This window comes from Microbacterium sp. As-52 (assembly GCF_049949185.1).
Lineage (GTDB): Bacteria > Actinomycetota > Actinomycetes > Actinomycetales > Microbacteriaceae > Microbacterium > Microbacterium maritypicum_A.
The window spans coordinates 1,347,082-1,371,072 of sequence record NZ_CP188171.1; the positions used below are offsets into that span (position 1 = coordinate 1,347,082).

Annotated in this window: 19 protein-coding genes; 4 read left to right on the forward strand and 15 right to left on the reverse strand. The window is 70.7% G+C overall.

What is annotated here, in order from left to right; all coding sequences use genetic code 11:
- Nucleotides 1-3: 3 nt before the first annotated feature.
- The 8 genes from ACLFA2_RS06445 to ACLFA2_RS06480 all read right to left on the reverse strand — a co-directional run bounded on the left by ACLFA2_RS06445 (nt 4) and on the right by ACLFA2_RS06480 (nt 9,503).
- Nucleotides 4-207, reverse strand: a complete 204-nt coding sequence (locus ACLFA2_RS06445) for a cold-shock protein (protein ID WP_017831237.1) — start codon at nt 205-207, stop codon at nt 4-6.
- A gap of 74 nt (nt 208-281) precedes the next feature.
- The gene (locus tag ACLFA2_RS06450; protein WP_167253613.1) at nt 282-3,164 is read right to left on the reverse strand and encodes a helix-turn-helix transcriptional regulator; all 2,883 of its coding nucleotides are present in this window, start codon (nt 3,162-3,164) and stop codon (nt 282-284) included.
- Between the two features lie 65 nt (nt 3,165-3,229).
- Entirely contained in the window at nt 3,230-3,475 is a 246-nt protein-coding gene (locus ACLFA2_RS06455) for a hypothetical protein (RefSeq protein ID WP_021198344.1), read from the reverse strand.
- Nucleotides 3,476-3,569: 94 nt separating this feature from the next.
- Nucleotides 3,570-4,628 (reverse strand): hypothetical protein, encoded by a 1,059-nt coding sequence (locus ACLFA2_RS06460; RefSeq protein ID WP_426622244.1) that lies wholly within the window; start codon nt 4,626-4,628, stop codon nt 3,570-3,572.
- Between the two features lie 70 nt (nt 4,629-4,698).
- A complete protein-coding gene (locus ACLFA2_RS06465; protein ID WP_029260085.1) occupies nt 4,699-6,249 on the reverse strand; it encodes a hydantoinase/oxoprolinase N-terminal domain-containing protein in 1,551 nt (516 codons plus the stop codon).
- Nucleotides 6,249-7,388 carry a DUF917 domain-containing protein gene (locus ACLFA2_RS06470; RefSeq protein ID WP_029265120.1) on the reverse strand — a complete coding sequence of 380 codons (1,140 nt, stop codon included), beginning with the start codon at nt 7,386-7,388 and terminating at the stop codon, nt 6,249-6,251. Before ACLFA2_RS06470 ends, ACLFA2_RS06465 begins: the two co-directional genes overlap by 1 nt.
- Nucleotides 7,385-8,701: a cytosine permease gene (locus tag ACLFA2_RS06475; protein ID WP_231479821.1), complete on the reverse strand. Its 1,317-nt coding sequence runs from the start codon at nt 8,699-8,701 to the stop codon at nt 7,385-7,387. Before ACLFA2_RS06475 ends, ACLFA2_RS06470 begins: the two co-directional genes overlap by 4 nt.
- A 223-nt stretch (nt 8,702-8,924) precedes the next feature.
- Nucleotides 8,925-9,503 (reverse strand): TetR/AcrR family transcriptional regulator, encoded by a 579-nt coding sequence (locus tag ACLFA2_RS06480; RefSeq protein ID WP_021198349.1) that lies wholly within the window; start codon nt 9,501-9,503, stop codon nt 8,925-8,927.
- A 113-nt stretch (nt 9,504-9,616) separates the two neighbouring features.
- Here ACLFA2_RS06480 and ACLFA2_RS06485 point away from each other — a divergent pair, with 113 nt between their 5' ends.
- The 3 genes from ACLFA2_RS06485 to deoD all read left to right on the forward strand — a co-directional run bounded on the left by ACLFA2_RS06485 (nt 9,617) and on the right by deoD (nt 12,125).
- A complete protein-coding gene (locus ACLFA2_RS06485; RefSeq protein ID WP_021198350.1) occupies nt 9,617-10,654 on the forward strand; it encodes an FUSC family protein in 1,038 nt (345 codons plus the stop codon).
- A gap of 19 nt (nt 10,655-10,673) precedes the next feature.
- Nucleotides 10,674-11,342, forward strand: a complete 669-nt coding sequence (locus ACLFA2_RS06490; RefSeq protein ID WP_021198351.1) for a DNA alkylation repair protein — start codon at nt 10,674-10,676, stop codon at nt 11,340-11,342.
- 69 nt (nt 11,343-11,411) lie between these two features.
- On the forward strand, nt 11,412-12,125 hold the full coding sequence (gene deoD / locus ACLFA2_RS06495; protein WP_426622245.1) for a purine-nucleoside phosphorylase: 714 nt from the start codon (nt 11,412-11,414) through the stop codon (nt 12,123-12,125).
- Nucleotides 12,126-12,147: 22 nt separating this feature from the next.
- Here deoD and putP read toward each other — a convergent pair whose 3' ends face one another.
- Nucleotides 12,148-13,659 carry a sodium/proline symporter PutP gene (putP, locus tag ACLFA2_RS06500; RefSeq protein ID WP_402608711.1) on the reverse strand — a complete coding sequence of 504 codons (1,512 nt, stop codon included), beginning with the start codon at nt 13,657-13,659 and terminating at the stop codon, nt 12,148-12,150.
- Nucleotides 13,660-13,808: 149 nt separating this feature from the next.
- Between putP and ACLFA2_RS06505 the strand changes: the two genes are divergently transcribed.
- A complete protein-coding gene (locus ACLFA2_RS06505) occupies nt 13,809-16,343 on the forward strand; it encodes a DEAD/DEAH box helicase (RefSeq protein ID WP_426622246.1) in 2,535 nt (844 codons plus the stop codon).
- On the opposite strand, the gene ACLFA2_RS06510 is transcribed toward ACLFA2_RS06505, so the two are convergent.
- From ACLFA2_RS06510 to ACLFA2_RS06535, 6 genes are read right to left on the reverse strand one after another with little or no spacing between them, the layout of a single operon-like run.
- Nucleotides 16,304-18,013, reverse strand: a complete 1,710-nt coding sequence (locus ACLFA2_RS06510) for an ATP-binding cassette domain-containing protein (protein WP_426622247.1) — start codon at nt 18,011-18,013, stop codon at nt 16,304-16,306. The genes ACLFA2_RS06505 and ACLFA2_RS06510 overlap by 40 nt on opposite strands.
- The gene (locus ACLFA2_RS06515) at nt 18,010-19,665 is read right to left on the reverse strand and encodes an ATP-binding cassette domain-containing protein (RefSeq protein ID WP_426622248.1); all 1,656 of its coding nucleotides are present in this window, start codon (nt 19,663-19,665) and stop codon (nt 18,010-18,012) included. The genes ACLFA2_RS06510 and ACLFA2_RS06515 overlap by 4 nt, the downstream gene beginning before the upstream one ends.
- A complete protein-coding gene (locus tag ACLFA2_RS06520; RefSeq protein ID WP_426622249.1) occupies nt 19,662-20,681 on the reverse strand; it encodes a hypothetical protein in 1,020 nt (339 codons plus the stop codon). Before ACLFA2_RS06520 ends, ACLFA2_RS06515 begins: the two co-directional genes overlap by 4 nt.
- An 8-nt stretch (nt 20,682-20,689) precedes the next feature.
- On the reverse strand, nt 20,690-22,153 hold the full coding sequence (locus ACLFA2_RS06525) for a YcaO-like family protein (protein ID WP_426622250.1): 1,464 nt from the start codon (nt 22,151-22,153) through the stop codon (nt 20,690-20,692).
- On the reverse strand, nt 22,150-23,142 hold the full coding sequence (locus tag ACLFA2_RS06530; RefSeq protein ID WP_426622251.1) for a CocE/NonD family hydrolase: 993 nt from the start codon (nt 23,140-23,142) through the stop codon (nt 22,150-22,152). The genes ACLFA2_RS06525 and ACLFA2_RS06530 overlap by 4 nt, the downstream gene beginning before the upstream one ends.
- On the reverse strand, nt 23,139-23,939 hold the full coding sequence (locus ACLFA2_RS06535) for a hypothetical protein (protein ID WP_426622252.1): 801 nt from the start codon (nt 23,937-23,939) through the stop codon (nt 23,139-23,141). The genes ACLFA2_RS06530 and ACLFA2_RS06535 overlap by 4 nt, the downstream gene beginning before the upstream one ends.
- Nucleotides 23,940-23,991: the final 52 nt, after the last annotated feature.

The window sequence follows — 23,991 nt, forward strand, 5'->3', positions numbered from 1 at the left end:
CGCTCAGAGAGCGCGGATGTTCGCCGCCTGCATGCCCTTGGGGCCACGCTCAGCGTCGAATTCGACCTTCTGGTTCTCGCGGAGCTCCTTGAAACCGGAGCCGGCGATAGCCGAGTAGTGGGCGAAGAGGTCGTCCGAGCCGTCATCGGGAGCGATGAAGCCGAAGCCCTTTTCCGCGTTGAACCATTTCACAGTGCCAGTGGCCATGTGTTTCTACTTTCTGTTGACTTAGCCGTTTACACGGCCTACGCCGAATCGGAACATCCGAGACGCGCGCACAGTCACGCTACCACGGCAGGCTGGGCAGGGACACGGAACTGTCGATTCTTCTGCACGAGAGCAGCTTCGGTGCGTGTGCTCACGCCGAGTTTGCGCAGCACGGCCGAGACGTGGACGCTCACGGTCTTGACGCTGATGAACAGCCGCTCGCCGATCTGCCGGTTGCTCAGCCCTTCGGCGATCAGCTCGAGCACCTGCCGCTCGCGAGCCGTGAGCAGGTCGTCGCCCGACGGCGGATCGGCGGGGGCACGCAGTCCGGCGTCGGTGGCGAACCGGGCGACCGCAGCCCGCACCTGGGCGTTGCCGAGTGCCTCCGCGAGGCCTGCCGCCTCGGCGAGCACCGACGCCGCGGTGACGCGCTCCCCCTCGTGGACGAGCAGACGCGCGCGCTCGAGCCGGAGCACGGCGCGGAAGACGACCGGTACGTCTTCTCCCTCGGCATGGTGGAGGGCCGCATCCAGGGCGTCATGGCGCGGGTCGAGCAGCGCATCGAGGATCGTCGACCACGCGTCGTCCTGCAACTGCGCGGGTTGCGCGCACCACGCCGCACGGACGGCATCGGATGCCGTCGTGGTGTCGGCGCCCTCGGCGCGCAGCTCGGCGATGATCGCCCCGCCCTCCAGCAGCAGCCGGCGCTGGTGCAGCAGCGCCGGATGTTCGTCGCGCAGCATCTCGAGAATGGTGTCGAGCGCCCTCCGGAGATTCCCCTCACTCTCGGCCACAGCCACCGTCATCATGATCCGGTCGTACCAGATCTGCCGCTCCGAGCCGCCCGTCTCCTCGAACGCCGGCAACCACTCCTGCAACAGCTCTGCTGCCTCGGCCGACCGCCCGCGCCAGGCCAGCACCCGCACGCGGGTCATGCTCATGTACATGCGGAACACACGCAGGGTTCCCTGCACGAAGTCGCGCGACAGCATCTCCTCGACCCGCTCGATCTCGCCGAGTTCGAGCAGGGGCACCACCATGTTCTGGGCCATGATCGACCCCGAGGTGCGTTCGACGCGGAGCTCGCGGGCACGCCGCAGTCCCTCTTCGGCGACCTCGACCGCCTCGCGGTAGCGGCCCAGCAGCGTGAGCAGGTCGGAGTAATTGACGCGATAGCGCATCTCGGCCGTCGTTCCCGCCGCGAGCTCACGCGCTCGCTCGTACTCGCGCACCCCTTCGTCGACCCGGCCGAGGTGCGCCAGGGAACCGCCGCGCACGTTCGCGGCGATCGACAGCTGGTCGGTGGAGTCGGCTCCGGCCGCCCCCAGCTCAGCCTCATCCGCGAGGCGGATCGCCTCTTCTCTGTCGCCCGCGATCATGCGCCGGCTCGCGAGCTGGTTGAGCAGCTCGGCCCGGAACACCTCGTCGCCGATGCGCTCCTCCGCGATGGCCAGGGCCTGCTGCAGCAGCGGGATCGCACCGAGGCGGCCGAGGTTGACCAGGTACAGCGCCTTGTTGCGCAGGAGTCGGGCATGCAGACGCGGGTCCACTGTGGCGGGGTCGATCTCGGCGAGCGCGACATTCGCGACCGCGAGCGCCCGCTCGCCGTCGCCCGCATTGCGCAGGATCGATCCCAGCACCAGGAGCAGGTCGAGTCTCTCGACGCGTGCCGCCGCGGCGGCGTCGGGCACGAGCGGCCACAGTTCCAGTGCCAGTTCGCCGAAGCGGGCCGCGCTCGCGAACGCGTACTGCCCCTTCGCGTGGCGCATGGCGTCGGCGGCGGCGACGAGCGCCTTCCGATCGTCTTGCGCGAGCTGCCAGTGATAGGCGAGGGCCGCGGCGTCGCTGGTATCCGACCCCGCGCACTGCGCCTCGAGCGCCTCGGCATAGGCGCGATGCAGGCGTGCCCGCTCGCCGGGGAGCAGGTCGTCGTGCACGGCCTCGCGCAGCAGGGCATGCCGGAACCGGTAGTCGTCGTCGCCCACGACGAGGATGCCGCTGCGCGTCGCCTCGCGGATCGCCTCGTCGAGGCGTTGCTCCGGCAGATCGACGAGGCCCGTGATCAGCGGATGGGAGAGCGGACGCTCGGCGCCGGAGACGACCTGCACCACACGCCGCGCATCGTCGCCGAGCCGGTCGAAGCGGGCGAGCAGCAGGTCGCGCAGACCGTCGGGGAGCGGGCCGTTCGCGCACCCCGCGATCTCCTCGATGAAGAAGGGCACGCCCTCGGCCCGCTCCTGCATGCGATCGAGGGCGCTCTCGGTCAGCGCCCGGCCGGTGATCTGCTCGGCCAGCTCGCGAACCGCGGCCTCGTCGAGCCGGCCGAGGGTGAGGCGCTCGAGCAACCGCGCGCGCGTCGCCTCGCCGATGAAGCGGCTCACCGCATCCCCGCGGCGCACATCGTCAGTACGACAGGTGAGGAGCAGCAGGATGCGGCCGCGGCTCAGCGCCCGCAGCAGGAAGGAGAGGATGGCGAGCGTCGACTCGTCGGCCCAGTGCAGGTCTTCGACCACGAGCACCTGAGGGGCGCGTTCGGCCGCCGCTTCGATGAGGGAGGCGATGGCGTCGCGCAGGCGTTCGGGACTGGTGCGGTCGCGATCGGTCGGGGAATCGACGAGTTCGGGAAGCAGCATGCCGAGTGCCTCGACCCCCACTCCCACCGACTCGCGCACCCGGTCGACGCCCATGCGTGTGACGATCGAGCGGAGGATGCCGGTGAGTGGCCCGTAGGGCGTGCGCGAGGCGCCCAGATCGAGGCACCAGCCCACATGCACGTCGGCGGTCGGCGCGATCTCGGCGGCGAACTCGCGCAGCATGCGGGACTTGCCGATGCCGGCCTCGCCCTCGACGAGCAGCGCGGCCGGGACGCCGTCGCGCACCCCGGCGAACGATCGGCGCACCTCGGCGAGCTCGGCCTCGCGGCCGACCATCGCAGCGCTCGACGCGGAAGGGGGCATGGATTCATCGTCCCACCCCCGACCGACATTCGGGACGGTCTGCGGTTCGCGCTGTGCGACGCCGCTCACTGCGCGTGTGCCGCCGCAGCTTCGCATCCGCCCGCGACACGAGCCGTCGTCGGGGCGGTCGCAGACGTGGCGACCGCCGTGCGACCGAACGCGCGGCGCAGCATCCGCCGGACCACCCCTTCCGGACGCGGCACGATCTGGTCGGCGTGCTCGATCAGACGCAGCCTCTCCGCGGCGGCGCGCTCCATCTGCTCCTGGTCGTGCCGGGTGAGCTGCTGGCTGAGATACGGGTGCTCGTACATGGGGTTCTCCTCGACGGTTCGCTGTATCCCTACAGTCCGCTCTGAGGCACCCCCGGGGCATCGGGCAGTTGCCCTATCTTTCGTGCATGCCGCTCTAGGGATGCCGGGCGCGCATCAGCGACAGGCGCGCGGAGGGGCGAGACCGGGCCGGCACCAGGATCGCGAGAACCCGAACGAGCGTCGCCATCCACAGGAGTCCGAGTCCGACGACGACGGCCTCGACAGCGGTGGCCGAGAAGAGACCGAACGGCACCCACAGCACGATCGCCGCCGCCAGGAGCAGACCGACGCCGATCGAGGTGATCAGGAGCGCTCGGGGGTGCCCGGGAACAGCGGCGACCGTGGTCGCGGCCGCCACGACGAACAGGACGAGCGTGGAGACCGCGGCGATGTCGTGCGGGATGGGCACACGATGCAGCGGCAGCAGCCCGACCGCAGCCAGTGCGATTCCGGTGGCCGCCCACGACGCCACGACGACGGCGATGCGGAAGAGTGCGGTATCCCCGAGCAGCCGGTGCAGGTCACGACCGATGTACGAGCCGACGGTCGCGATGAGAAGCCCCGCGACCAGGAGGGTGCCGTTGAAGGCCCACGAACCGGAGCCCAACTGGGAGAAGTTCTGCTCCCACCAGCGCGGATCAGCGGCCGTGATCATGGCGAACAGGGTGCCGATCATGAGGAAACCGAACAGGAGCGCGGCGAGGTCTGCCGTGCGCAGGTCGACGCCGGCACCGAAGGCGAAGCGCCCGCCGACCGCCGCCGCCAGACCGGTGAGCAGTCCGCCGCCGATCGCCGCGAGCTGCAGCCCCTGGAGCCCGGCCGCGAGCACCTCAGCGGCGAGCAGCACTCCCATCGTCGTGACGGCTCCGAACGCGACGGTGAGGGCACCAGCCGAGAGATCGGAGACCACCGCCTGCCAGCGCGGCATCGGCCTCGTCTCGCCCCCTCGGTGCATCAGTGTGCTCGTGAGGAAGGCGCCCGCCGCGATCGCTCCGGCGATGAGCGCGGCGGGCATCGCGAGCGCCCCTTCGCCCGTGAGCGGGCGGTCGGCACCGCCCAGGACGAGCATCCCGATGAGCGTGCCGATCACGAAGCAGATCGCGGTCGCCCAGACCGCTCTCGTCTCGCCACGCAGCTTCGCGTCCCGCTCCATGCGCCCATGCAAGCACGCACCTCGGACGGACGGAAGCCCGCCCGCCCGAGGCGATGCCGTCCGCGGAGAGTCAGGCCGCCAGGCGACCCACCGCTCTGGCGCGGATGAGCACGGCCGTGCCGTCGGAGTAGGCCACCGGCAGCTCTTCCACCGCGACGACCTCGATCGTCGTGGGATCGGCGCCGGCGAGCCGGGCACGCTCGGTCGCCTCGGCGGCGGCGTCCGCCCGGGATGCCCGCTGGTCGGTGGGATCGACGCGGTAGATCTTCTCGATCTGGCCGGCGACCTCGCCGAGGGCCGCCCCCACCGCGTTGGCGGCGCCGAAGTGATCGGGGCGGATCACCTCGGCGACGCCGTCGAGCACGGTCGGGGCGATGATGCCGCCCCCGCCGACCAGGATCACCGGTACCGGCGCGGCGTTCGGCTTCATCCGATCGATCGAGTCCTCGAGGATCTCCCGCATCGCGGTCCACGCCGCGGAGCCGACCCCCTCGGGAACGGCGGGGGCGTCGAGACCGTCGATCTCGGCGCCGCCGACCGCGAGCGCGACGTCGGTGGCCGTGAGGGTGCTGCCGCCGAACGCGAGACCCTCCTGCGGAAGGCGATAGCCCACGCTGTCCGGGCCGACGGTCGCGCCCGCAGGCGTCTCCCGGATGATCGTGCCGCCGCCGAGGCCGACCGACAGCACGTCGGGCATACGGAAGTTCGTGCGGATGCCGCCGATCTCGACGGCGTGCGCCGACTGCCGTGGGAACCCGTCGACGAGCACGCCGATGTCGGTCGTGGTGCCGCCGATGTCGACCACCAGGGCGTCGGTCGCGCCCGAGAGGTGCGCGGCGCCGCGGATCGAGTTCGTCGGACCGCAGCCGATCGTCAGCACCGGGAACTCGAGCGCGTACTCGAGCTGCATGAGGGTGCCGTCGTTCTGGCCGAAGTACGGGGTGGCCGGGATGCCCCGCTCCCGCAGAGCGGCGACGAAGCCCGCGGCCATCTGCCGCAGCGTCTGCATCAGCGCCGCATTCAGCACCGTCGCGTTCTCGCGCTCGAGCAGTCCGAGCGAGCCGATGCGCGCCGACCGCGACACGGGAACACCCAGCTCTTCCGTGACGATGGCGGCGACCCGCTCCTCCTGGCTCTCGTCGATCGGGGCGAACACCCCCACGACGGCGACCGCGTCGACCTCGCCGCGCATCCGTGCACAGGCCTCGCGCACGGCATCCTCATCGATCGGGGAGAGCACCCGGCCATCGACCTCGAAGCCGCCGTCCAGCAGGTGTGCCTGCTCGCCGATCGCCGCACGCAGATCGTCCGGCCAACCCTCCAGCGGCGGGACGGCCGTGGTGGCCGGTGCGCCGAGGCGGAGGATGCCGACGCGACCGAGACCGCGACGCTCCACGATCGCGTTGGTGCAGTGAGTGGTGCCGAGCATCGCGTGCCCGATCAGGGCGGCGTCGACGCCGGAGGCCGCGAGCACGGCGTCGATCGCCGCGGCCACGCCGTCGCCCGTGTCGGCCGTGGTCGGGCGCTTGACCGAGGCGACGACGTCGAGCCGCTCGTCGAGGATCACGGCGTCGGTGTTGGTGCCGCCGACGTCGATGCCGATGCGATAGGTGCCGGCCATCACGCGGCCTCCTCGTCCGTCGTGCGCGCACCGGAGCGCTGCGCGATGTCTTCGACGGGAACCCACTCCACGTCGTATCCGAAGTGGGCGGGCCCTGCGGTCTCCAGCCCGATCGGCGTGCGCCACTTGTCATGGCAGGGGATCGCGATGACCGCGACCCGCGCGCCGTAGCGGAGGGACTCCGTCGTGATGGGCATGCCGGTCGCCAGGTCGAGCACCGCGATCAGGTCGGGGGTCACCGCCGCCAGCACGCCGTCACGACGCCCGAGCAGCATCTCGTTCTGGAAGTCGAGACGGAACGCACTCCCCCGGTCTTCTCCGACGCCGACGAGTTCGGCTGCTCCCCGCGTGAAACCGCCGTCGACGGAGCGCTGCAGGTCGGCCACCTTGCCGTCGAACAGCCGCACCGCGGCGAGGTCGGCGCACAGAGCGTCGATGCGCTCGTCGTCGCGCAGTTCGCGTCCGCCGCCATCGCGCCCCCGGAGGATGCGTCCGATGCGCTGGGCGAGCCCCAGAGTGCCCGGGATCGCGCACTCGCGCACGACGTCGCCGCCATAGGCGTAGTCGATCATGGTCGCCCCTCCGCCCATCTCGACGGTGACGGCCCGCGCGATGCGCTCCGACCAGCCGCCGTCGACCGGGCGGCTGACCACCTCGTTGCCGTGGTGATCGACGAGCACGGTCGTACCGGGCCCATAGCCGGCGAGATGGAACGTGACCATCTGCGCCTCCGGGAAGGCGCGTCCCATCGCGTCACCGTCGACCACCGGGAGTCCGGCGAGCGCGGCGGCCGCGATCGGGATCATGGAATTGCCTCCACCGACCTCGATCGGCATCACGGCCGTGGCCTTGCGACCCACCGCGCGTTCGATCGCCTGCAGGGCCGCGAGCAGCTCGGATTCGGCCTGGATGCGCTCCACGCTCACGGAAGGCGCCCCGATCCCGCCGATCGGGATCACGAAGTCGTCGTCGGTCAGGTCGTCGACAGCCACCAGCGGCACCGGTCCGTGCAGGCGGATGAGGCGCTTGGCGATGAGCGAGCCGACGTGCGGGTCTCCTCCGCCGCCGGTACCGAGCACCGCGGCGCCCAGGGCGATCTCGTCGATGTCGGCTTCTGTGAGGAAAGGAGCGGTGGTCATGCGCTCACCTCGTCCGTGACAGGGGCGGCCGGGTCCGGTGCCACGCGGCGGCGGAGCGGAAGCAGCAGGAGGTAGGCGACGAAGCCGACGAGGAGACCGTCGAGAGCGGAGATCGAGGTGATCGTGAACCAGCCGAAGCCGGGACCGTCCGCCGGGTTCGTCGTCGCGACGGCCACGACGATGCCGACCACCCAGGCCGTGATCGACCACCCGTCGACCAGCGGCACGGTGGCGCCGTGCGCCCAGCGCGCGGTCTTTCGGCCGGTGAAGAACGACGCCAGGTACACGCCGCCGTAGGGGGCGATGATCGTGCCGATCACGAGGATGAACTGCACGAAGTAGTCGGCCGCGCCGATCACTCCGACGACGATGCCGATGGCGCCGAGCACGATGGTCACGGTGCGGCGGCTCAGGCGCTCGCTGATCGACGCGAACGAGAGGCCGGCCGAGTAGAGGTTGGTCGTGTTCGTGGTCCACTGCGCCAGGATCAGCACGACCACGGCGACTCCGCCGAGACCGAGGGCGAAGAAGATCGCCATCAACTCGGTGCCGTCCATGATGCGGGCGAGAAGGATCGCGACGACCAGGATGATCGAGTTGCCGAAGAAGAAGCCGACGAACCCGGCGATCATGGCCTGCTTCGGCGTCTTCGCCCACCGCGCCATGTCGGGGGCCAGCACGACACCGAGGATGAAGATGCCCATCACGAGCGACACCGCACCGCCGAACGTGAACGTCGCCTCGACCGGGGCCTCGAGCCCTGCCGCCCCGTTCACCGTGAACGCCACGACCACGCCGACGATCAGCAGGAGGAGGAGCAGCGGCACGGCGAGGGTGCTGAGGCGGTTGATCGAGCGGTAGCCCCAGAACGCGGTGATCGCCATGAGCACGCCGCCGATCGCGGTGAACACCTGCACGGGTACATCGATGCCGGTGAACTCGGCGAACGCGATCTGCGCGTTCGCTCCGAAGAAGCCCGCCTGCACGGCGTACCAGCCGACCAGGCTGATCGCGATCGCGAGGGCGAGGATCGCCCCGCCGATGCGCCCGAACACCGCGCGGGAGATCATCGCGGTGGAGAGCCCGGTGGCGGCGCCGACGTAGGCGCAGGCCATCGCGAGCAGTCCGAGCAGCAGCGAACCGAGCATCGTCGCGCCGATCGCCGGCCAGAAGGCCATGCCGGAGGCGAGCGAGACACCGAGGAACGCCCCGGAGAGGTCGATGCCGATCGCGATCCACACGGTGGCGATCGACAGCCAGCTCTTGCGCTGATCCTGCGGCACGACACCGTGCTCGTAGTCGGTGGTGGTCATCATCTTTTCCTTGAGAAGTGGCCCTGCGAGTGCGTCGGCGGGGATTCGGGTTCCCGGAGTGCGGACGACTCGCAGGGCGGGTCGGGGGGCGGCCTGTCGTTGCGGCCGTGTCGTGCGATGCCGGGTCGGAGTTCGTGGCTCGGTGCCGGCGGATCAGACGTGTGCCGCGTCGCTGCGGCGGTGGTTCATCTGGAGAGCGGTGTTCATCGGGAGAGCGTGGTGTTCATCGGGAGAGGATCGTGGAGAGGTGCCGCCAGGCCTGGTCGAACCGTTCGCGGTAGACCTCGGGCGTGTAGTGGGTGAGCTGCAGGAAGAGGCCGTCCATGACGACGAAGACCAGTGCCGTGAAACCGTCTGCATCACCGGCGACGAACGTCCCCGTCGCGACCCCGTCTTCATATGTCTGGCGCACCGCGGCGGCGAGGGTCGACTCCGAGTCGAGGAAGATCTGCCGCAGCTGCTCGCCACCGGGACCGTATTCGGTGACCGCGGCCCGCAGGCTGAACTCCGCGAGGTCGGGCCGGTCGCGGTAGTAGGCCTCGATGCCGCCGAGGAGGTGCTGCAGACGCGCGAGCGGCTCCATATCGGAGCTGCTCCGCACGAGCTCGTCGAAGAACGCGGTGTGATCGATCGACACCGCGGCATACACCTCGGCGTAGAGCGCCTCCTTGCTCGAGAAGTGCGCGTAGAGCGAGGGCGTCTTGATCCCGACGGCTTCGGCGATCTCGCGCAGGCTCGTCTCGGCGTAGCCCTGGCGCGCGAAGATCGTGCGGGCCTCCGCGAGGATCGTTGCTCTGGTCATCTTCCGCCTCAGACTCGTTACCTAACGACTGTTAGTTAGGCAGAGCGTAACCCCGCATCTCCCCGCGACGCAAGAGCCGCGCTCGGGGCATCCGCACGACTAGCGTTGAGGTCATGCGCATCCCCGCCGCGATCCGCGCCTCCCAGCGCTCCCCGCTGCTGCAGGTCGTGAAGTCGGCCGCGGCGACCATCGCGGCGTGGCTGATCGCCGGATGGGTGTTCCCCGCACAGCTGCCCGTCTTCGCCGCCATCGCCGCGCTGCTGGTGGTGCAGCCCAGCGTGAACCAGTCGCTGTCGAAGGCGCTCGAGCGCAGCATCGGCGTGATCGCCGGTGTCGTGATCGCCGTCGCACTCGGGCTGCTGCTCGGTTCGCCGAGCTGGATCGTGCTGCTCGCGATCGTCGTCGCGATGCTGGTGGCGTGGATCTTCCGCGCCTCGCCCGGCACCGGCAATCAGGTCGCGATCTCGGCGATGCTGGTGCTGGCTCTGGGCTCGTCGAGTCCCGAGTATGCGTTCGCCCGCATCGTGGAGACGCTGATCGGCGTCGTGATCGGCATCGTCGTGAACGCCCTGATCGTGCCTCCGGTGCTCGTCGCGCCGGCCCGTCGGGACGTGGGGCTCCTCGGCCTCGAGCTCGCCGCGAGCCTGGATCGCCTGGCCGACGCACTGCCCGAACCCCAGACGCCCGCACGGTTGCAGGAGCTGATGCTGGAGGTACGGCTGCTGCGGCCGATGAAGGAGGCCGCCGAGGCCTCGATCGCCGCCGGAGAGGAATCGCTCACTCTGAACCCGCGGCGCTCGACCCATCGTGCCGATCTGCGTGAGATGCGGGCGCTGCTCGACCGGCTCTCCCCGATCGTCACGCAGACGATCGGCATGACCCGGGCCTACTTCGACCACTACGACGACCGGATCGGCGAGGAGCCCGCCGTCGCCGCGATCGCCGAGCAGCTGCGACGGGCAGGGCACGACGTACGGCTCGCCGTGCAGGTCGCCGATGCCTCGCCGGAGCCGGACACCATGACCTCGGCGATCCCCGCGCTCACCGCTCCCCTCGTGATCCGGCCGCCGTCGTCACAGCACTGGATCCTGATCGGTTCCCTCATGGAAGACCTGCGCCGCATCAGGGGCGAGCTGCTCGACGAGGACTGAGCCCGCCTACTCTGGAGGCATGTCCGACATGACCGTCGCCGAAGCCCTCGGCGAACTCGCCGCGCTGGAAGACCCGAAGATGCGCGCCGCCAACGAGAAGCGGGGCGATGACCACGGCATCAACCTCAGCCGGATGCGAGCGCTGGCCAAGAAGATCAAGACCGACCAGCCCCTCGCGCAGGAGCTGTGGGCGACCGGCGAGACGCCCGCACGGCTGCTGGCCCTGCTGATCTGCCGCCCGCGCGACTTCACCGCCGACGAGCTCGACGCCATGCTGCGCGAGACCCGCCCACCCAAGGTCAACGACTGGTTCGTCAACTACGTCGCCAAGAAGACCCCGCTCGCCGAAGAGCTGCGGCTGCGGTGGTTCGACGACGCCGACCCCACGGTGGCTGCTGCAGCCTGGTCGCTCACGACCGTGCGCGTCATGAAGGACGCCGACGGCCTGGACCTTGCGCACCTGCTCGACCTGATCGAGCGGGACATGAAGGATGCGCCGTCGCGCCTGCAGTGGTCCATGAACGAGACCCTCGCGAACATCGGCATCTTCCACCCCGAGTACCGCGCCAGGGCGCTGGCGATCGGCGAACGCCTGCAGGTGCTCGCCGACTACCCGACCGCACCCGGGTGCACCTCGCCCTTCGCCCCGCTCTGGATCGGCGAGATCGTGCGGCGACGCGAGGGGTGATCGGCGCGGTATCGCCCCGGGGACACGGGTGCGCGGGCGCGGCGGGATGAGGCTGGCTACGCTGAGGCCATGAGCACCCACATCGCCGCAGAGCCCGGTCAGATCGCCCCCATCGTCCTGTTCCCCGGCGACCCGCTGCGGGCGAAGTGGATCGCCGACACCTTCCTCGACGATGCCGAGCTGTACTCCGAGACGCGCGGCATGCTCGGCTTCACCGGCACCTGGGAGGGGCATCGCGTGTCGGTGCAGGGCTCGGGCATGGGGCAGCCGTCGATGGCGATCTACGCGAACGAACTGTTCGACGCGTACGACGTGCAGACGATCGTGCGGGTCGGCTCGTGCGGAGCCCTGACCGAGCGCGTCAAGATCCGCGACATCATCATCGCCAACGCCGCCAGCACCGACTCGGGCATCAACCGGGTGCGCTTCCACGGACTCGACTTCGCGCCCGTCGCCGACTTCTCGCTGTTGCGCGCCGCGGTCGAAGCGAGCGAGGCCGAACCCCTGGATTCGACCGTGCACGTGGGTCAGCTGTTCTCGAGCGACCAGTTCTACAGCACCCGCCCCGAGCTCATGGAGCCGTTCGTGCAGCACGGCATCCTCGGCGTCGAGATGGAGGCCGCCGGTCTCTACACTCTCGCGGCGTACTACGGTCGGCGCGCCCTCGCGATCTGCACGGTCAGCGATCACATCGTCACGGGCGAGGAGACCTCGGCGCAGGAGCGCGAGCAGACCTTCGGCGACATGATCCGCATCGCTCTGCGCGCCGCCACCGCGGTCTGAGCGTCCCCGGCGCGCTCGGCCGCTACGGCGTGTCGCCGACCGCGTGCGGACGGGGTAGAGCCAGCATGGCGCCGGTGTCGGTGAACTCCTGCTGGATCTCGTCGTCGTGCCGGTACGTGACGAGACTCACCACGACGGCCGCGATCAGAGCGAAAACGAAGGCGGGAAGCAGTTCGTAGAGCCCGGTGTCGAGAGCCTTCCAGATGAACACGGTCGCGGCGCCGACGAACATCCCCGCCAGGGCACCCCAGTTGGTGAGCTTGCGCCAGTAGAGACTGAGCAGGATGACCGGGCCGAATGCGGCGCCGAATCCGGCCCAGGCGAAGGAGACGAGTCCGAGGATCGTGTCGTTCGGGGTGATCGCCAGCACCGCGGCGACGATCGCCACGCCGAGCACACCGAGCCGCCCCATCAGCATGAGCGTCTTCTGCGAGGGCGGCGTGCGCCGGAACACGCCGTACAGGTCTTCCACGAGGGCCGAGGAGCACACGATCAGCTGGCTGGAGATCGTGCTCATGATCGCGGCGAGCACGGCCGCCAGGACGAGGCCGGCGACGAACGGATGCAGCAGCGTCTGCGACATGAGCAGCACCACGGTCTCGGGGTTGGCGAGGTCGACGCCCGTCTTGGCGATGTAGGCGATGCCGACCAGGCCCGACAGCACGGCGCCGCCGAGCGAGACGATCATCCAGGAGATGCCGATGCGTCGAGCGCTCTTCGCCTCTTGGGGCGAGCGCAGAGCCATGAACCTCACGATGATGTGCGGCTGTCCGAAGTATCCGAGGCCCCAGGCGAGCGACGAGACGATGGCGAGGATGGTGCCGCCCGTGAGCGCCGTTCCGGAGAGCATGGAGAGGTGGTCCGGCGCCACCTCGTTGATCAGCTCGCCCGTCTCGGCGAGTCCCCCGATCGCGACGATCGCCGCCACCGGGATCACGACCAGCGCGATCACCATCATCAGTCCCTGCACGACATCGGTCAGTGACGCACCGAGGAACCCACCGAAGAGCGTGTACGCGAGGGTGACGCCCGTGACAAGCAGCATGCCGGTGAGGTAGTCGCCGTCGAACGAGCTCTCGAAGAAGACCCCACCGGCGACCATGCCGGAGGAGATGTAGAGGGTGAAGAAGACGAGGATGACGACACCGGAGACGACCCGCAGCAGTCGCGTCGTATCGCGGAGTCGATTCTCGAAGAAGCTCGGCACCGTGATGGAGTTGCGCGACACCTGCGTGTAGGCGCGCAGCCGAGGAGCCACGAGCAGCCAGTTCAGGTAGGCGCCGATGGTGAGGCCGATCGCGATCCACGCCTCGATGAGACCGGAGACGTAGATCGCACCGGGCAGCCCCATCACGAGCCAGCCGGACATGTCGGAGGCCCCGGCGCTGAGGGCGGCCACCCACGGCGGCAGATTCCGTCCGCCGAGCATGTAGTCCTCGTGATCGCCGGTGCGCCGGAAGGCTATCCATCCGATGAGCAGCATCGCCGCGAAGTACACACCCAGCGCGGCGAAAGTGAAGATCTGGTCGGGCATCGTCGTCCCCCCTCGCGGTGGAGTCACCGCATCCGGTCGTCGTTCGATGATGTCAACCGCCGGCGGTGCCGCCCAGACGTCGCCCGGCGCGGCGGCATGTCGGTCCCGCAGAGCAGGTGCCCCCGCGCATGAGGGATGATCGAATCACCATGACTTCCTCTCCGCGGCTCGACCCCGCCCTCATCCCGGACGCCGCGGATCCGGATGCCGTCTACCTCGCGTTCGTCGAATGGGCGGAATCGACGGGCATCAGCCTGTACCCCGCGCAGGACGAGGCGGTCATCGAGATCGTCTCCGGCAACAACCTGATCCTCTCCACCCCCACCGGCACCGGGAAGTCGCTCGTCGCGATCGGCGCCCACTTCAGTGCCCTGGTCGCCGGACGGCGCAGTTACTACACGGCACCGATCAAGGCGCTCGTGAGCGAGAAGTTCTTCGCCCTGGTCGATGTGTTCGGCGCCGAGAACGTCGGCATGGTCACGGGCGATTCCTCCGTGAACGCCGATGCTCCGATCATCTGCTGCACGGCCGAGATCCTCGCGAACCTCTCGCTGCGCCAGGGAACCGATGCCGACGTCGGCCAGGTCGTGATGGACGAGTTCCACTTCTACGCCGACCCCGACCGCGGGTGGGCGTGGCAGGTGCCGCTGCTCGAGCTGCCTCAGGCGCAGTTCATCCTCATGTCGGCGACACTCGGCGATGTGACCGAGCTCGCCGCCGACCTCACCCGTCGCACCGGCCGCGAGACGGCCACGGTCACCGGTGTCGAGCGTCCGGTCCCCCTGCACTTCTTCTACGAGACGACGCCGATCCACGAGACCATCGACGATCTGCTGAACACCGGACAGGCGCCGATCTACGTCGTGCACTTCTCGCAGGCCGCAGCGATGGAGCGCGCGCAGGCGCTCTCCAGCACCAAGGTCGCCACCCGCGAGCAGCGCGACGAGATCGCCGCCCTGATCGCCGAGTTCCGCTTCACGACCGCGTTCGGCAAGACGCTCTCACGGTTCCTGCGCGCAGGGATCGGCGTGCACCACGCGGGCATGCTGCCGAAGTACCGGCGTCTGGTCGAGCAGCTCGCCCAGCGCGGACTGCTGCGCGTTATCTGCGGCACTGACACCCTCGGCGTGGGCATCAACGTGCCGATCCGCACGGTGCTGCTCACGGCGCTCACGAAGTTCGACGGCACCCGGATGCGGCAGCTGAACGCCCGCGAGTTCCACCAGATCGCGGGCCGCGCGGGCCGCGCGGGCTACGACACCGCCGGCACGGTCGTCGCGCAGGCGCCCGAGCACGAGAGCGAGAACGTCGCTGCGGTGAAGAAGGCCGGCGACGACCCGAAGAAGAAGCGCAAGATCGTCCGGAAGAAGGCACCGGACGGTTTCGTGTCGTGGGGCGAGCCGTCGTTCCGCAAGCTCATCGATGCCGTGCCGGAAACGCTGACCTCGCACATGCAGATCACGAGCGCGATGATGCTCAACGTGATCGCCCGCGGCGGTGACGTGTTCGGCAATATGCGCGCACTGGTATACGACAACCACGAGCCGCGGAGGCGCCAGCGGGAGCTCGCGCTACGGGCCATCGGCATCTACCGCACGCTCCGCGAATCGGGCATCGTCGAGAAGACCCCCGAAGGAGAGATCCGCCTCACGGTCGACCTGCAGCCGAACTTCGCGCTCAACCAGCCGCTGTCGCCGTTCGCCCTCGCCGCCTTCGAGCTGCTCGACCCCGATCCCGCCGCCGGCACGGGGACCGGCTCCTACGCGCTCGACATGATCTCGATCGTGGAGTCGACCCTCGACGATCCCCGCGCCGTGCTCAGTCAGCAGGAGTTCCTGGCCCGGGGCGAGGCGGTCGCCGCGATGAAGTCCGAGGGCATCGAGTATGACGAGCGGATGGAGCTGCTCGAGCAGATCACCTACCCGAAGCCGCTGGACGAGCTGCTGACCGCGGCCTTCGAGACCTTCAGCGCGGCCCAGCCGTGGATCCGTGACTTCGAGCTGCACCCCAAGTCGGTGGTGCGTGACATGTACGAACGGGCCATGTCGTTCGGGGAATATGTCGCGTACTACAAGATCGCGCGCTCCGAAGGTGTGGTGCTGCGCTACCTCTCCGACGCGTACCGCGCGGCTTCGCAGACCATCCCGGAAGAGCTCAAGGACGAGGATCTGCGCGATCTCATCGAGTGGCTCGGCGAGCTCGTCCGCCAGGTCGACTCCAGCCTGCTCGACGAGTGGGAGGAGCTGATCGCCGGCGTCGACAACGGACACTTCGATCCACACGCGCCCGATGAGCCGATCGTCCCGCCCGCACCCAAGCGCCTCACGAGCAACATCCGCGCCTTCCGCATCCTGGTGCGCAACGAACTCTTCCGCCGGGTGCAGCTGGCGGCCAGGGAAGACGTGGACGCGCTGGCCGAGCTCGATCCCGGTTTCGGCGCCGACGCCTGGTCGGACGCGCTGGACGGGTACTTCGCCGACCACGACGAGATCCTCACCGGCGCTGATGCCCGCAGCTCGAAGCTGCTGATCCTCACCGAGGGGCCCGCCGCCTGGACCGCACGGCAGATCTTCGACGATCCCGCCGGCGACCACGACTGGGGCATCACCGCGACTATCGACCTCGCAGCCTCGGACGAAGCCGGTCAGGCCGTCGTCACGGTCACCGGAGTCGACCGGCTGTAGCCGCCGCCGTCGTTCGCGTGGCCTCCGCGCTCCACGCCGACCACCCGCCCGAACCGCCCCAGAGTCTCGCGCCGGTGCGAGGCGGCGATGACCGTGCCGTCGAACCCTTCGAGCACGTCGGAGATGATGCGCTCCGACTCGGCATCCAGGCTCGCTGTGATCTCGTCGACGATGAGCACCCGGGGCTCGCGGCACAGCGCCCGCGCCAGGGCCAACCGTGCCCGTTGACCACCGGAGAGCCTCACCCCGTGCTCGCCGAGCTCGTCGTCGAGGGTGATCCAGTCGTCGGCGCCGACCCGTGTGAGCGCCTCGCGCAACTGCTCGTCGGTGCGGGCGCCGACACCCCGCACGAGGTTGTCGCGCACGGTGCCGTGGAAGAGGCGCGCATCCTGCTCCACCACGGCGACGGTCCGGCGAAGATCTTCATCGCGGATGCGACCCAGCGGGTACGCGACCCCCGCCGCATCGACGAGAGCGATGGTGCCCTCTGCAGGGTCCCACAGCCGCGCGGCGAGCGCGATCACGGTGCTCTTGCCGGCGCCGGACGGCCCCGCGAGGGCGATGTGCTCACCGGGGTCGACGTCGATCGACCAGCCGCGCAGAACCTCCGTGCGGTCGTCGTAGGAGAACGCGACCCTCTCGAGGCGCACACCGAGCGGCCCCGGCGGCAGCGGGAGCGGACGATCGACCGGCGCCACGACCGGGAGGCGGTGCAGCCCTGCACCCACGCGATCGGCACTGGCGATCAGCGGATGCAGCTCCGACACCGTGTGCGCGGCGTCCGCCACCGCGGCGACGCCGGCGACGGCGAGGGCGATCACCGCGGGCAGCAGTGCCGCTCGCCCGGCGTCGACCGCCCCGTCAACCGATCCGTCGAGAAGGGAGACGGCGATCACCCCGATCACGACCGCGGTGAGGATCAGCTCGCGCGTGCCGTCGACGAGCTGGGCGATCACCTCCCGGCGGCGGGTGACGCGCGCCGACCGCCGGGTACCGTCGACGGCCTCGCGAACGACCCGGTTCTGCAGCCCGAAGGCGAGGATCTCGCGCAGCGCACCGAGGGCGTCGACCAGTCGTTCGGACTGCTCCTCGCGCTCCTGCTGCTCGCGCGCACCGATACGCCGCGACGGACCCGCCCCGGCCCAGACGGTGAGCGCGACCGCGACCGCTCCGGCGAGCATCACGTCCGCCGCCACCGGCATCACCAGGAACGCGCAGACCAGGGCTCCGACGAAGAGCGTGAACGCGGCACCGATCTGCGCGACCGTGTGGGCGTAGAAGAACTCCAGCTTCTCGATGTCTGTCATCGCGACCGACGCCGCGCGCCCGGAGTGCTCGCGACGGCGACCGGGAACGCTGCGCGAGTACGCGTCGAAGAGCGCCATCCGCAGCCGGGCGAGCACGCGGTAGGCGAGGGCGTGCGACACGTCCATCTCGCGCCACGTGAGGAAGGTGCGCAGCAGCACGAGGCCTCCGAGGGCGAACCACCAGACCGCCGGCGGCCGGGTGCCGTGCACGACGGCCCCGCCGACGCCGAGCGCGGTGAGCACCGCGATGGCGGCGAGCGCGCACAGGCTCGTGGTGGCGATCAGGTAGCTGCCGACGATGCGCCGCCATTCGGGTCGCAGCGGCGGAAGCAGCCGAGCGAGGATGCCCGCGGACGAGGTCATGAGGCCTCCTCCACGAGCATTCCGTCACGGAGCACCCGCACATCGGCGACCCTGGACAGGGCCTCCGGACGGTGGCTGATCATGAGCACGATCCTCTCTGCGGCGACACGTTCGAGCGTCTCGGCGACGGTCAGGGCGCTGCGGTCGTCGAGGGCGCTGGTCGGCTCGTCGACGAGAAGCACGGGGCGCCGGGCGAGCAATGCTCTGGCGAGGGCGAGACGCTGCCGCTGCCCGCCCGACAGGCTCGTCCCCGCTTCCGCCACCCTCGCGTCGAAGCCTCCGGGGGTCGCCCGGATCTCGTCGAGCACACCGGCCGCGGCGCACGCATCCTCCAGCGCCTCCTGCCCGGCGTCGAACAGATCGACGTTGTCCCTGATGGTCCCGGTGAACAGGACGGGGTGCTGGGAGACCACGGCGACATCGCTCGGGCGGAGCGGGCGCCCGTCGAGCTCGACCGTTCCCGCCGTGGGCGGGAGGAAGCCGAGGACGAGGTCGAAGAGCGTGGACTTGCCCGCACCGGAGGGGCCGGCGATCGCGTGCACCTCGCCACGCCCGGCACGGAGGTCGACCCCGCGCAGGACATCGTGATCGGTGCCGGGGTATCGGTACGACAGGCCGGAGATGCGGAGCACGTCTCCCCCGCCGGTCACCGCCCCGGTCTCGGGTTCCTCGATGCGCTCGATCTCCGTCGCGACCCGTGCGGACCGACGGAACGCACCGAGGGCCGCCAGCCCGGGAACCGCCGTGAGCCCGAGGAATCCGGCATGCCAGTGGCGCGAGAGCTCACGTACCGGCCGGAACGCCTCCGAGGAGAGCAGGAGCAGGGCGTACACCTCGATGGCCGGTGGCTGTCCGGTCATCACGGACACGACGGCCAGCCCGGCGGCGACCACCACTCCGGCCTGCACCGCGAAGTCGGTGATCGCCGTCTCGGCGAGCGACGATCGCATGACGCGTTCCGTGGCCACGCGCAACGACTCCGACCTCGCCTGCAAGCGCTCACGGGTCGCGGGGACATCGCCCAGCGCCCGCAGCGTCGACATCCCCCGGAGTGCCTCGAGCATGTCGCCGCTGAGAGCCTCGTAGCTGTCCCAGTGGTCGAACCCGCGCCGGGCGAGCATCCGCTTCCAGGCCAAAGGGCCCAGCACCGCGAGCAGGATCCCCGCGGCGACGCACAGCGCGATCACGGGCGACAGCACCGCGACGAGGCACACCGCGATCAGGCTGCCGACCACGAGCTGCGCCACCGCAGGGATGTACTTCGACACATAGGCGTCGGTGCCGTCGATGCCGTCGCCGAGCGCGAGCTGGGTCGAGCCGTCGCGGAGGCGGGCATCGTGCAGTCGTTCCGGCACCAGCGCCGCGGCGACGGCCGCCCCTCGGAGATCTTCCCTGACCCGCCCTCCGAGGCGGGCGGCGGCATCGCCCTGCGCGAGCGTCAGCAACATCCGCGCCACCCCGATCGCGAGGATCCCGCCGATGCCCGCCACCGCGCCGGCCGTGTCACCGCGCACGAAGGCGGCGAGAGACCACGCGAGGGCGAGCGCCTGCGCGAGGTGCGTCGCGAACACGAGGAGGAGGAGCAGGATGCTCATGGACAGGAGCCAGGGGTGCCGTCGCGCTTCGCGCCACAGCTCGGGGACGATCATCATCGTGCACCTCCGCGGGAGTCGAGGACGGCGATCGCGTGGAGGATCCACCGGTCCCCCGTCGAGGAGAAGCCGGAGACCGGGCGCGTGCGCCTGTCTCCGGTGAGAGCTGCCTCGTAGCAGAGGCGTGCAGCGGCGAGATGGGCGCTCCAGAGGGTGGCGCCGACGATCGTCGAGGGTGCCCTGCTCGGCACGGACCAGGAGCGCACTTCGGTCGCACCGCGCACCCAGCCCTGTCCGGAGGCGCGGGCGACGCGCTCGACCTCGGTGGTCGGTGAGCCCCCGATCCGATCGGCGAACTCCGCGATGGCGGGCGAGCGTCGCGTGCCGAGAGCCTGCACAGCAGCGGCGTGCGGGGTCGGCACGTGCGGGATCCCGACGGCGGCGAGCGGGATCTCCGGCGCGAGTCCTCGGCGCATCCAGGCGTCGGCATCCGCAGCCCGGGGGACGCCGAGCATCTCCCGCAGCCGCTTCGAGGGACCGACCTGCACGGGCCCGGCGCGCTCCCCCAGCAGGAATCGCACGGCGGCGACCGCGTAGGCCGCATCCGCGATCCACAGGGGCCACGCCCGGTGCCGGTAGCGGCCGAACGACCGCCCCGGCAGCACGGTGAACACCAGGCGTGCGGTGCCGTCGTCCGATGCCGGCGACGGCCATCCGTCCGCACGGTCGGATGCGAGAACGCGACGATGGAAGACCCCTTCCTGGTCGACCGTCCAGCGCACACCGGTGGGGTCGATCAGGTGGGTCTGCACCGGATAGCACGCTCCGGCCGAGGGGACGGGGCGCCGACGGATGCGGGTGGCCGAGCCGCCGGCATCCCGGTGGTACTCCCCCGGGTGCCACAGGGCGTCGACGAGCTCTGACACCCCGCGGTGAGGTTCGTCCGCGACGGCGCCGACCCGATCCCAGGCGTTCGCGCGCGGCCCCGGCGGCAGGGGACCTGCGGGCATGCGCGAGGTCAGCGCCTCGTCGAGCGGGGCAGGAAGGCCGCGGCTCTCGCGGCGTGTGCGATCCATGACGGCCCTCACATGTGCGGAGCCGGGAGGAGCGTGAAGTCCTCCGGGCCGCCGGTCCAGGTGGTGCGCCAGCCGCGCTCCTCGGCCGCCTCGCGGAACCGTGGCATTCCGAGGTACGAGAACGCCGCCGGGGCGTTGGGCACGAGTCCGGTCACGATCGAACGCACCACGCGCAGGTCGGTGCGTCGCACGTCGGAGGTCGTGAGGTCGCGGGTCAGGACGCGGTGACCGCGATCGCGCAGACGCCCGTACACCTCGTCGATCGTGACCGGGTCCACCGCACTCAGCGGACGCACGCCCTGCGCGGGCGACTGGAACCGCCGGGCCTCGTCGTGCACGGTCGGGTCGAGCCACACCTGCACGTGCGCGCCGAGGTCGATCACGTTCTCGAACTGCGGCCCGGCCGCGGCGAGGTAGTCGGCGTGCGGACGGAAGTCGAGGGTGAGGCCCTTCGCCATCAGTCCCGCAGCGACCGCGCGGAACACCCATCCGTCGTCCGTCGTGCATCCCTGCGTGTAGATCCAGGTGTGCACCGCTTCGAGCACGGCCTTCCGCGCGGCCCGCGCCGGGTCGAGCGAGGCCGAGAAGCCTGCAGCGTAGAGCCCGCGCTCCTCGTCGTGCACGAGCGCGCCGATCGCGGGAGCGAACTCCGAGGGCATCGCCACCAGCCACACCCGCAGGCTGCTCCCCTGAAGATCGTCGAGCAGACCGGGGACCGTGGCCGGATCGATGCCGAACGTCGGTCCGTCCAGGTGCCACCACACCTCGAGCGCATCCCGCTCGATGACCTCGATCACTCCGCGGTCGCGGGCGTCGTCGAAGCCTGCGCCGGTCGCGATGCCGGCGTAGTTCAGATGGTGTGTCCGCGGCAGCCGGCGGAACCGGGACTGCCGCCAGTTCAGGTGCACGAGAGAATCCGGCACCCACACCGAGCCACCGTCGATCTCGTCGCAGCGTGCCCAGAGCGTCGGCGTGGAGGGGAGCAGACGCTGATACGCGAACCCGGGCCGTGCGAGCTGCCAGTCGGCGAAGCGCGGCAGATCGGACTCGTCGATGACGCTCTCCCCGTCGGCGCGCAGCTCGTCGGCGGTGCTGACACGGAGCTCGCCGCGAGGCAGCTCATCGGGCAGCCAGTTGCCGCAATACCGCTCCACGCCCTCGCCGATCGCGGCGATGCGCGCCTGAGCGGGGTCGCCGAACGATGTGCCGAGCGAGACCCGATCGGCGGGCCACTCGCCGAGGATCCGGGCGTCGGCCACGGATGCCGTCAAGGCCAGGTACCGGTCTGGGGCGCCGATCGGATGCGGCACCTCCCGCACCGAGCGGATGATGCCGGCTTCGGCGTCGACCAGCGCCTCGGCCGACAGCGTCGCGCGGATCGCGGATCGACCCCGGGCGTGCCCCAGGGTGTCGCGCGGTGTGTCGTGCGGGGTGTCGCGGCGAGCGGTCTGGTGAGTGTCGTGCAGGGTCATGCTGTCCTCTCGTACCGCCAGCGGCCGGTCTCCGGCTCGAAGGCGGATCTGGTCCGGCGACTCCGCCCCGACGCCGGCGCGGGGAGCGCGGATGCAGGAAGCGCGGATGCCCTGGTCGGCAGTCCGGTCTCGGCGAGCCAGGAGTCGAGTACGCCGCCGATGTCGCCCGCACTGCGCAGCCGGGAGCGGACATCGTCGTCGTCGATGTCCGCGGCCAGTCGGTGTCCCCACGGACCGTCGACCAGGTGGACGGGGCCCCGCCAGGCGGCCGCGAGTCGACCGGCATGCGTGAAGAAGAAGTCGTGATCGCCGCGGATGAGCAGCAGCGGTGCGAGGAGCGCCCCGTAGGCACGGTCCAGGTCGACGGCCGGAGCAGACCAGAGGCGTCGCCATCCGGACAGGACCTCGGAAGACCACCCCCACTCGTCGGCGGCCCGATGCACGCCCACGTCGGATGCCCGCCGGACACGGGCCGAGAGCTGCTCGTCCGACAGGGGCGCCAGGGAACGCGGGCCGCGGCCGTGCTGGTGCCACCACCCGATCCGGTCGCGCAGCTGAGGACGCCCGTCCTCGTCCCACGCGGTCTCGGCGAGCCCGAGCGCCGGCACCTGGAGCACCAGGGCATCGACGACGACGGCCCTGGCCGCTTCGAGTGCGGTGTGCGCGGCATACGATCCGCCGGACAGCACGAGCGGGAGCCCGGGGCTCTCGGCCCCGACCTGCTCGACCACCGCGCGCCCGTCGCTGCGTTCCGCGAGGTACGGGTGCCATTCACCGTCGGAGGAGTGGCGTCCGCGCACGTCATGGATCACGCAGCGGTAGCCCCGCCCGACCCAGGCGCGTGCGGTGTCGCCGTGTCGCCAAGCGCCGTATGGCGTACGGATGAGCACGACGCCGCGAGGTTCCGCGGGTTCCCAGACCCAGCCGCGCAGCAGGGCGCCGTCTTCCGCGAGCACGGCATGAGGGCGGGCGTCGCGCGGCGGCGTCATCGGATCACCCGGCGAGGGGCCGCGGGGAAGGGCAGCACCGTGTGCGCGCTCACGGAACCGGTTGCGGGAACGACCTTCCAGAGCGTCGTCCGCAGCCGGTCGAGTTCTGCGTCCTCCTGCGCCCACGCGAGGACGGTGTGCAGCAGTCGGGCGAGCACGAGCGCTCTGGTCGCGTCGTCGAGCGCGCCAGGGGTGAGCGGACGCGCCAGCTGCCAGGCCTCGCTCGACGCGGGCGCGCTGCTCGCGGCCACCCGTCGCGCGGCCACCTGCACGGAGGTGGGATCGCCGGGGTCGACGGCGAGCGGATCGATCAGCACGACCTCGCCCTCCCGGTGCACGCGGAGCCACGCGGTGCCCCGCTCCGGAAGCCGATCGAGCTCTGCCCAGCGGCGGCGGCCGGAGGCGTCCTCGGCATAGGCGACCACGAGCGCGGCGTGCTCGGACGGTGCCGCCTCCGGATCCAGGACGGCGACCCGGGCGCCCCAGGCGACGAGCACGCGCTCGAGGTCGAGCACGAGCGGACCCGTTCCGAGGAGGCAGACGTCGCGGCGCTCCTGCGGCCAGCGGTGAAGGGCATCGGCGGACTCGCGTTCCTGCACCTCGAGCGTCAGCCGGTCGAGCGCGGTCGAGCGCTCTCCGTGGGCCCCGCTCTCGAGGGCCTCGACCAGAGCGGCGGCCGGCGCGTCGACCAGGACGAGTCGTCCGGTGCGCAGACGGATCCGGGGGCGGCCGTCGGCACCGACGACGAGATGCGCCCCGGTGTCGGGGAGCGGCAGGATGCGGGGTTCGGAAGTCATGGTGTCTCTCGGTGATGGGCCCGGCCGGGCGCGAACGCCCGGCCGGACGGGA